This window comes from Nitrosomonas sp., from assembly GCF_024282095.1.
Taxonomy (GTDB): domain Bacteria; phylum Pseudomonadota; class Gammaproteobacteria; order Burkholderiales; family Nitrosomonadaceae; genus Nitrosomonas.
On record NZ_JAMWZS010000062.1, the window covers coordinates 1 to 9,306 of the forward strand.

The following is a 9,306-nucleotide window of genomic DNA, read 5'->3' on the forward strand; positions in this document are numbered from 1 at the left end:
GTATACCGGCGCGAAGATTATGGGTAAATCCGGATTGCGGATTAAAAACACGCAATTGGGAAGAAGTAAAACCAGCACTTGAGAACATGATTGCTGCCAGTCGATATTTATCAAGAAATCTAAGCGCCACCAAGGTTAGCTGAGAAGCTAAATTTGACTTGCTGGTATTATTTAGCGATGATATACGGCAAATCTTTATCCATCTCTGTTTAAAGGGAACAACTATGACAACCAATATTAAACTCAAGCAAGAAATTAATGCCATCATCAGCGCCAAGCATCTCCTCAAACATCCTTTTTATGTTGCCTGGACCGATGGCAAACTGACTAAGGAGCAATTGCGGCATTATGCTGAGCAGTATTTTTATAATGTATTGGCTGAGCCAACTTATTTAAGCGCTGTACACTTTAATACACCTCATGTTCACTCAGAATCAAATAGTGGTGACATCAGTGTTCGTCAAGAAGTACTGAAGAATTTGATTGATGAAGAGCATGGAGATAACAATCACCCAGCACTATGGAAAAAATTTGCCTTTGCACTGGGTGCAAACGATAAAAGCTTAGCAAATGCAGCCGCGTTACCTAATACCGAAAAGCTGGTTTCTACATTTCGGGATATTTGCTTAAATCGCCCATTTTATGCAGGGCTTGCTGCTCTACATGCTTTCGAGTCACAAGTTCCTGATGTTGCTGCGGTCAAAATTGACGGTTTAGCCAAATTTTATGGCATGAAAAATCCTACAGATTATGAATTCTTCACCGTTCACCAAGAAGCAGACGTGTACCACTCGCAAGCAGAGTGGGCATTGATCGAAAGATTTGCTGATACTGAAGAAAAACAGAATGAAGTATTGGCTGCCACCAAAGAAGCTTGCGATGCACTGTGGGGATTCCTGGATGGTATTCATGAAACTTATTGTGCGAATTTGATTTGCGAAGAACAAAAAGAAGAGGCGGTTGTATTACACTAATTTAATCAACAAACCTTTTCTTCTTCAAATGAACACCTGATAAAGGGTGTTCATTTGAAATAAACCGGTATATAGAGGTTCATTCATTAGATTTTCTTTGTTGAATGCGCGTTTCTAGTGCATCCAACATCATTCCTGCCACATTAAATCCTGATAACCGAGTAATCTCTTGCATTCCTGTTGGACTGGTGACATTAATTTCCGTTAAATAGTCTCCAATGACATCTAATCCCACCAGCATCAGTCCTTGTTTAGCCAATTCAGGTCCCAGAAATTCCGCAATTTCTTTGTCTCGCTCTGATAATGGCTGTACTTTTCCAGTACCGCCCGCTGCCAAATTACCGCGCGTTTCTCCCGGTTTCGGAATGCGTGCCAGCGCATAAGGTACAGGTTCCCCCGCAATCAATAAAATGCGCTTATCTCCCAATGCAATTTCAGGAATATAGCGCTGTGCCATGATAGTGCGTGTTCCATAATGTGTCAGTGTTTCCAAAATCACGTTGATATTATGATCTTCACGATGTATACGAAATACGCTGGCGCCTCCCATGCCATCCAGAGGCTTTAAAATGATATCGTGATAGTTACGGAGGAATTCCCTAATTAAATGTGCTTGACTAGTCACCAGGGTAGGGGTGGTAAATTGCGGAAATTTTGCAATCGCTAGTTTTTCATTGTAATCACGTATGGCACTCGGACTATTGATGACAAGGGCCCCTTGAGCTTCAGCCAATTCCAGTAAATAAGTACTGTAAACATATTCAAGATCAAATGGCGGATCTTTGCGCATGAGTACGGCGTCAAATTCATGCAGGGGAGCGGTTAGCGTCTCACCAACCTGATACCATGAATTATCCTGGTAAGGAGGCATCATCAGAGTCAGAGGGCATACATTGGCGGTAATGATGTTATCAACTAGCACAATATCATGTTGATAGCACACATAAATCTGATGACCTCTGGCAACTGCTTCGCGCATCATGGCATAGCTTGAATCTTTATTGATTTTGATGGAATCCAACTGATCAATAATAAAAATAAGCTTCATGATGGAATTATGCAGGAAGAGGAATCGCTGTTCTGGCAACATTTTGTTCCAACTCCAGCGCTGCTGCCAGCAACGCAAGTCGGGCGACAACGCCGTATGCGTAGAAACGATTGGGAATAAAGTTGGGTTGTGCCGCGCTATTGGGGACCAGACAAGTTGTCTCAAATGCCAGAGGGACAAAATACATGCCGGGTGCATTCAAATTTTCGTCAATACCACGCCCCGTATGCACTCGATAAAATCCGCCAACGACATAACGATCAATCATATAAATGACGGGTTCTGCAACTGCTTGATTGATATTTTCGAACGTGTAAACGCCTTCCTGCACTAACACATTCGATACTTGCATACCTTCTTTGACTACCGCCATTTTATTGCGTTGCTTGCGATTGAGTTGATAAATATCAGCACCATCCTTTACTGTCATGATACCCATTCCATAGGTACCTGAGTCTGCTTTGACAATGACGAAAGGATCGTCCTTTACTCCATATTGTTGATACTTTTTTCTAATAACTGAAAGTATGCGGTCAACGGCACTTGCTACGCATTCTTCCCCCTGTTTCTCGCGGAAATTAATTTCTCCACAGGAAGTAAAGCGTGGGTTAATCAACCAAGGATCGATGCCAATCAATTCGGCAAATTCTTGAGCAACTCGATCGTAGGCAGCAAAATGATCCGATTTTCGTCGTGTTGCCCATCCTGCATGTAAGGGCGGAATGACAATTTGATTCAGATCCTGCAGAATTTCGGGAACACCAGTCGATAGATCGTTATTAAGCAGCACGGCACAGGGATCAAAGTTTCCGACACCTAATTTGTTATTTTTGCGCACTATGGGTTCGAGAGTGATCGCCTGCCCATTGGGTAGATCTATCCGAGTGGCTGTTGTAATTTCTGGTAACAACGTGCCGATACGGACATTTAATCCGGCATGCTGCATGATATTCTGCAATGTTGCTATATTTTGCAAATAGAAAAGATTGCGCGTGTGATTTTCAGGTATCAGCAGTATGCTGTGCGTATCCGGACATATCTTTTCGATAGCGCTCATCATCGCTTGTACGCATAGAGGAATGAACTCTGGATTGAGATTATTGAAACCACCTGGGAATAAATTGGTATCAACAGGCGCTAATTTAAAACCACTATTGCGCAAATCCACTGAACAATAAAACGGTACGGTATGTTCACGCCATTTATTTCTTAACCAGTGCTCAATGGTTGGCATAGCACTGATTATACGATTCTCAAGATCAAGAATAGGGCCACGCAGGGCGGTAGAAAGATGAGGTACTGGCATTTCTATAGGTAATATTGAACTGCCGTTATTATATAGCATTATGCTCTGAATAGATTGTGGCCAATCCGATCCTGAAGTATCGTTACGGACCCGGCTATTTTTGTTTCGATAATTTACTATTCATGAATGACCCTCTACAGACAGTTTTAATCTTGTTAGCGATCGCAGTGCTGGCAGTTGTTATTTTTCGTTTGTTACGTTTGCCCCCGATGCTGGGCTATTTGTTGGCAGGTGTCATCATCGGTCCTCATGCATTGGGGTGGATACCAGCAACGGATGAGACTCATCACCTTGCCGGCTTTGGTGTGGTGTTTCTGATGTTTAGCATCGGTCTGGAATTCAGTTTACCCAAACTGATTGCTATGAAACATATTGTATTTGGCTTTGGTACATCGCGGGTGATTTGGGTATCTTGCTTGAGCTCTGGCAATTTCTTGGGTGCTGGGGATCTTGGAGCTGGCATGTTGGATTAGTATTGGGTGGTGCTTGGCCATGTCTTCTACCGCCCATAGTCATCAAAATGCTGACGAAGCAACAACTTCAATTGGAGACGCATGGCCATCGGATACATTCAGGTGTATTGCTTTTCAGGATTTAGCCGTCATTCCACTTTGATCATTATTCGGCACTTGCTACCGAAGTGGATCATGATAGCAGCGATTTTGGTCTAATGTTATGCAATTTGCCATTCTCAAGGTGATCAGTGTGTCTTGCATTTATTCTATTGTTCGGGCAGAAACTTATACGTCCCTGGTTTCATTTGGTTGCGCGTCAGAAATCATCAGAGTTATTTGTACTCAATGTGTTGTTGATCACGCTGGGATTGGCATGGTTAACGGAACTGGCGGGATTATCTCTGGCATTAGGTGCATTTCTCGCTGGCATGCTGATTTCTGAAACGGAATACCGGTATCAGGTCGAAGATGATATCAAGCCATTTCGGGATATTTTGCTGGGATTGTTTTTTATCACTATTGGCATGTTATTGGACATGCAAGTAGTGATCGAGAATTTTGTTTGGATATTTGCGATCTTGACAGCACTTATTGGCTTGAAAATAGTATTGATCGCCGGATTGTCACGTTTATTCGGTGCCGACGCTAGTGTTGCCTTCAGAACGGGTATGAATTTGGCGCAGAGCGGTGAATTTAGTTTTGTTTTGCTTGCTCAAGCGGGTGCGATTGGATTGGTAGGTAACTCAATACTTCAGCCAGTGCTGGCTGCCATGGTGTTGTCCATGTTCATTGCTCCTTTTATTATCGAATATAGTGGATCTGTGGTGCAGCGTTTTTACAGTTCCGAGTGGATGTATCGTGCGATGCAATTAACATCTATTGCTGCCCAAACAATGGCAACGCAGAATCACGTCATTATCTGCGGTTATGGCCGAAGTGGGCAAAATATGTCGCGCATCCTGGAGCAGGAATCAGTGCCGTTTATCGCATTGGATCTTGATCCTCGGCGCATCAGTGAAGCGACCATTGCTGGTGAATCAGTCGTGTATGGTGATGCGGCACGGCGAGAAGTGCTCATAGCCGCAGGTTTGATGCGTGCAAAAGTACTGGTAGTGAGTTATGCCAATACCGTGTCCGCATTAAAAATACTTGCACATGTACAAGCGCTACGACCAGAGCTATCGGTTGTTGTTCGAACGCACGACGATTCAGACATTGACCTTCTTAAAGAAGCTGGAGCTACAGAGGTTGTTGCCGAGATTATGGAAGGTAGTTTAATGTTGGCATCGCATGCATTGATGTTTGTTGACATATCAACAAATCGCATAATACGACGAATTAGAGAAACTCGTGAGCAGCGATATAGCTTGTTTCGAGGATTTTATTATGGTTCCACTGATGACACGGAAGATGGTGGTGAGAAACTATTCCCGCGCTTGTTAACCATCACAATGATTCCTGGTGCAGCAGCAATTAATAAAACTTTGGAAGATATTAATTTAACCAACCTTGCTGTTGAAGTCACTGCGATTCGAAGGCGTAATATACGGGGAGTATTACCAACAAATGAAACACGCCTGGAAACAGGTGACGTGGTGGTACTCAGGGGAACATTAGAGAATCTTGCTGCTGCGGAAATAAGATTGATACAAGGATAATTTTAGTAAAAAATCTTATAAGTCAGATCTGTTTATTAAAAAATTGATTATATAAATTTACGGTTGTTTTTAACTCTTTAACTGAAGATTCCACGATTATGAGCTACCAAAAATAGACAGTTTTTCTCAGAAAGTGTATATTCGCCGTTCCGCCCTTTTGCTCATTAGAAAAAGGACAGGTGTTGATGTGGTCTTGATGATTACATCAACAGATTAGAATGGCGCATAAAGAAGCGCGAAGTTCATCATTTATGGAGGGAGATATGATTAAAGCTGTTCAAGCAGTTGTAGGGTTAGGATTGCTCTGTTTAGGCGCAACGCAAGCTGTTGTGGCTGCTACAGACATTTCTAAATTACCGCGTGTAAAACAAGAATTGGTGGCTCCACCAAATGTACCTGTTCACGATCAGGTTTCAAAAGGACCTAAAGTCGTTGAAGTTCGTATGGAAACCCAAGAGAAACTGATGGAAGTTGCTCCTGGAGCAAAAGTCTGGGGTCTGACTTTCAATGGTAGCATTCCTGGTCCGCTCATCGTAGTACACGAAGGCGACTACGTTGAATTGACATTATCTAATCCAAAAACCAGCACATTGGCACATAACGTGGATTTCCACGCAGCAACAGGTGCATTGGGTGGCGCTGGTTTAACTCTGGTACAACCTGGTGAAGAAGTTGTTTTGCGCTTTAAAGCAATTAAACCAGGCGTATTTGTATACCACTGTGCACCAGGTGGAACCATGATTCCATTCCATGTTATTTCTGGCATGAACGGCGCGATTATGGTATTACCAAAAGACGGTTTGAAAGATTCAAAAGGCAAGCCATATAAATACGATAAAGCTTTTTACATCGGTGAACAAGATTTCTATCTGCCAAAAGATGCCAGCGGCAAATTCAAATCCTATGGCTCACCAGCTGAAGGTATGGCAGATATGCTGGAAGTTTCCAAAGGACTCGTTCCAACGCACGTAGTGTTTAATGGTGCTGTTGGTGCAATTACAGGCGACAATGCGCTGAAAGCAAAAGTAGGCGAAAAAGTACTGTTCATTCATTCACAAGCTAACCGTGATTCTCGTCCGCACTTGATTGGTGGTCATGCTGATCTGTATTGGGTGGGTGGTTCTTTCAGCGACGTGCCTTTAACCAGCCAAGAAACCTGGTGGGTTCCAGGCGGTGCGGCAGTTGCTGCAGCGTATGAATTCAAACAACCAGGACTTTATGTATACCTCAGTCATAACCTGATTGAAGCTGTATTACTGGGCGCTGCTCTTCATATGAATGTTGAAGGTAAATGGGATGACGATCTCATGACCCAAATTAAAGCGCCAAAGAGCTTTGATGCAAAAGCTGCAATGGACCACTAAGCTTTATTTAATTTAGTGTAGCTTTGAATGATGCAAAAGGCCTCAACCGGTGAGTTGGGGCCTTTTCATTTCCAGGATTGAATCCAGAATTTCTCAATGTGAAAATGGATTTTTAACCTTTATGCCGATCAAATCCCATATCCGCACCATTCCGCATTATCCGCATCACGGAATCATGTTTCGTGATATCACGACATTACTAAAAGATCCAATTGGTTTGCGCACTACCATTCAGGAAATTTCAAAACGGTACTTGGATATTCAGATTAACAAAGTAGTCGGCATTGAATCACGCGGCTTTATCATAGGTGCGCCTGTTGCTTATCAACTGGGTTTGGGCTTTGTGCCCATTCGGAAACCGAATAAATTACCTGCTGAGACGATAGGGAGGGACTATCAATTGGAATACGGTAGTGATCGGATTGAAATACATGTCGACGCTATTCAGCCAGGTGATCGTGTACTACTCATCGATGATTTGATTGCAACCGGTGGCACTGCAGAAGCTGCGGTGAAACTCATCCAGGACATGGGTGGAGAAATCGTAGAATGCTGTTTTGTCATTGATTTGCCCGATGTGGGGGGTAGGGTGCGTTTAGAGAATTTAGGGTGCAAGGTATTTTCGTTATGTGAATTTGAAGGTGACTGAGACTGAGACTTTCAGTATTGACTATTGGTTTTCTATCTATTCATTCAAGGATTCCGCAGAGCGGATAATATTTTTTCATGGATACCACCAAACCCTCCATTACTCATGATTAAAATATGATCACCGGATTGAGTAATTCTTGCGATCTCTTGAATTAATAGATCCAAGTCATCGTAACAGTAAGCTTTTTTTCCTAAGGTCTCCAATGCATTGATTGCCCAATGGGCATCACGGGTGAAACAAAACACTTGATTGGCTTCTAGCAAGCTATCCGCAAGGCTATTCTTCCATACGCCCATTTTCATGGTATTTGATCGGGGTTCCAGCACGGCAATGATTCTTGCTTCTCCAACATGAGTTCGCAGGCCATGAATGGTCGTTTGAATCGCCGTCGGATGATGTGCGAAATCATCGTATATCGTGATTCCATTCACCGTGCCGCGTTCTTCCATGCGCCGCTTAACATTCTTGAAATGGGTGAGTGCTTCAATTCCTACTGAAACGGGTACGCCGGCATGTCGAGCGGCTATTAATGCCGCCAATGCATTCATACGATTATGCTCACCGAGCAAATGCCAGTGTAAACAGCCTTGATAGTTCTCGTTAAAATAAATATCAATAGTGTTATTTGGCTGCACTTCTGTATGCCATCCAGTTTTTACGCCAAATTCTTCAACCGGTGTCCAGCAACCTTGTGCTAGTACACGCTCCAGATTGTTGTCAGTTCCATTGGATACAATCAAACCATTATTGGGAATAATACGCACAAAATGATGAAATTGACGCTCAATGGAAGAAAGATCCGCAAAAATATCGGCATGATCAAATTCCAGATTATTTAAAATCGCCGTTCTGGGATGATAATGAACAAATTTTGACCGTTTATCAAAGAAAGCCGTATCGTATTCGTCAGCCTCAATGACAAAAAAAGGAGAGTGTTCATTAGTAATGCGTTGCTGGGCAATAGAGGAATCGGGGATATTGCCAATTCTTGCTGAAATACCAAAGTTTTCTGGAATGCCACCAATCAGGAACCCCGGAGCCATACCTGCATAATCGAGAATCCAAGCCAACATCGAGCTAGTCGTGGTTTTGCCATGTGTGCCGGAAACTGCAAGCACCCAGCGGTTTCTTAGGATATTTTCTGATAACCATTGCGGACCGGAAGTATAAGGCAAGTTTTGATTGAGTATTGCCTCCATCAATGGATTGCCGCGTGTAACAACATTGCCGATTACAAATATATCCGGCCGTAATTCAATTTGATCTGGTGAATAGCCAGCAATCAGTTCAATACCTTGAGATTCCAGTTGTGTGCTCATTGGGGGATAAACATCCTGGTCGCAACCAGTGACTTTATGTCCGGATTCGCGTGCAATAGCAGCAATCCCTCCCATGAAAGTGCCACAAATCCCAAGTATATGAATATGCATTGTCAGTCCTAATGAATTCTAATTAACATGAATACAAGAAGAATTACCTGTCCGGTAAGTAATCTTTTAGAATTATAGTCTATTCAATGGAGCAAAATAGATCGGCAAGATCAATTTATTATCCGTCCAATAAAGCATGGAGTGGTTTTTTTCAATAGCAGTGTTGTTTTACACAATGGCTAAATTTTGTGAAGAGCATACGATCTTTTAATTCGAACTATTGCGGTCGATTTGCACCATCACCGACTGGTCCGTTACATTTTGGTTCATTAGTGGCGGCGGTTGGCAGCTATTTGGATGCAAAATTCAATCAGGGTAAATGGTTGGTCAGAATCGAGGATTTGGATTGGCAACGCACTGTTCCCGGAGCAGCCAAAGAGATTTTATATACCCTGGAAGCATTGGGCATGGAATGGGAT

The 9,306-nt window shown here is 42.9% G+C and carries 10 protein-coding genes; 7 read left to right on the forward strand and 3 right to left on the reverse strand.

Annotated features, from left to right (window positions below):
• The first annotated feature begins 2 nt into the window (after positions 1-2).
• A complete protein-coding gene (locus Q0K92_RS12510; protein ID WP_297326138.1) occupies positions 3-143 on the forward strand; it encodes a hypothetical protein in 141 nt (46 codons plus the stop codon).
• An 81-nt stretch (positions 144-224) separates the two neighbouring features.
• The gene (locus tag Q0K92_RS12515) at positions 225-974 is read left to right on the forward strand and encodes a CADD family putative folate metabolism protein (RefSeq protein WP_297326129.1); all 750 of its coding nucleotides are present in this window, start codon (positions 225-227) and stop codon (positions 972-974) included.
• A gap of 79 nt (positions 975-1,053) precedes the next feature.
• Here the strand turns inward: Q0K92_RS12515 and gshB are convergent, their stop codons facing one another.
• Entirely contained in the window at positions 1,054-2,022 is a 969-nt protein-coding gene (gene gshB / locus Q0K92_RS12520) for a glutathione synthase (protein WP_297326130.1), read from the reverse strand.
• A 7-nt stretch (positions 2,023-2,029) separates the two neighbouring features.
• Positions 2,030-3,328: a glutamate--cysteine ligase gene (gene gshA / locus Q0K92_RS12525; protein WP_297326131.1), complete on the reverse strand. Its 1,299-nt coding sequence runs from the start codon at positions 3,326-3,328 to the stop codon at positions 2,030-2,032.
• Between the two features lie 122 nt (positions 3,329-3,450).
• Between gshA and Q0K92_RS12530 the strand changes: the two genes are divergently transcribed.
• From Q0K92_RS12530 to Q0K92_RS12545, 4 genes are all read left to right on the forward strand, one after another.
• Positions 3,451-3,801 (forward strand): cation:proton antiporter, encoded by a 351-nt coding sequence (locus Q0K92_RS12530; protein ID WP_297326132.1) that lies wholly within the window; start codon positions 3,451-3,453, stop codon positions 3,799-3,801.
• 230 nt (positions 3,802-4,031) lie between these two features.
• Positions 4,032-5,441, forward strand: coding sequence for a monovalent cation:proton antiporter family protein (locus Q0K92_RS12535; protein WP_297326133.1), 1,410 nt, complete (start codon positions 4,032-4,034; stop codon positions 5,439-5,441).
• Positions 5,442-5,659: 218 nt separating this feature from the next.
• The gene (nirK, locus tag Q0K92_RS12540) at positions 5,660-6,805 is read left to right on the forward strand and encodes a copper-containing nitrite reductase (protein ID WP_297326134.1); all 1,146 of its coding nucleotides are present in this window, start codon (positions 5,660-5,662) and stop codon (positions 6,803-6,805) included.
• 121 nt (positions 6,806-6,926) lie between these two features.
• Entirely contained in the window at positions 6,927-7,454 is a 528-nt protein-coding gene (locus Q0K92_RS12545) for an adenine phosphoribosyltransferase (RefSeq protein ID WP_297326135.1), read from the forward strand.
• A 44-nt stretch (positions 7,455-7,498) separates the two neighbouring features.
• Here the strand turns inward: Q0K92_RS12545 and mpl are convergent, their stop codons facing one another.
• A complete protein-coding gene (mpl, locus tag Q0K92_RS12550; protein WP_297326136.1) occupies positions 7,499-8,887 on the reverse strand; it encodes a UDP-N-acetylmuramate:L-alanyl-gamma-D-glutamyl-meso-diaminopimelate ligase in 1,389 nt (462 codons plus the stop codon).
• A gap of 188 nt (positions 8,888-9,075) precedes the next feature.
• Between mpl and Q0K92_RS12555 the strand changes: the two genes are divergently transcribed.
• Positions 9,076-9,306, forward strand: a 231-nt coding sequence (locus tag Q0K92_RS12555; protein WP_297326137.1) for a glutamate--tRNA ligase family protein, incomplete at its 3' end; no start/stop codon positions are given.

What these genes read in the sequence shown, in the direction of transcription:
- Q0K92_RS12530 (WP_297326132.1), top strand. Translation starts at nt 3,451, where the DNA reads ATGAATGACCCTCTACAGACAGTTTTAATCTTGTTAGCGATCGCAGTG.
- nirK (WP_297326134.1), top strand. Translation starts at nt 5,660, where the DNA reads ATGGCGCATAAAGAAGCGCGAAGTTCATCATTTATGGAGGGAGATATG.
- Q0K92_RS12515 (WP_297326129.1), top strand. Translation starts at nt 225, where the DNA reads ATGACAACCAATATTAAACTCAAGCAAGAAATTAATGCCATCATCAGC.
- mpl (WP_297326136.1), bottom strand. Translation starts at nt 8,887, where the DNA reads ATGCATATTCATATACTTGGGATTTGTGGCACTTTCATGGGAGGGATT.
- gshB (WP_297326130.1), bottom strand. Translation starts at nt 2,022, where the DNA reads ATGAAGCTTATTTTTATTATTGATCAGTTGGATTCCATCAAAATCAAT.
- gshA (WP_297326131.1), bottom strand. Translation starts at nt 3,328, where the DNA reads ATGCCAGTACCTCATCTTTCTACCGCCCTGCGTGGCCCTATTCTTGAT.
- Q0K92_RS12545 (WP_297326135.1), top strand. Translation starts at nt 6,927, where the DNA reads ATGCCGATCAAATCCCATATCCGCACCATTCCGCATTATCCGCATCAC.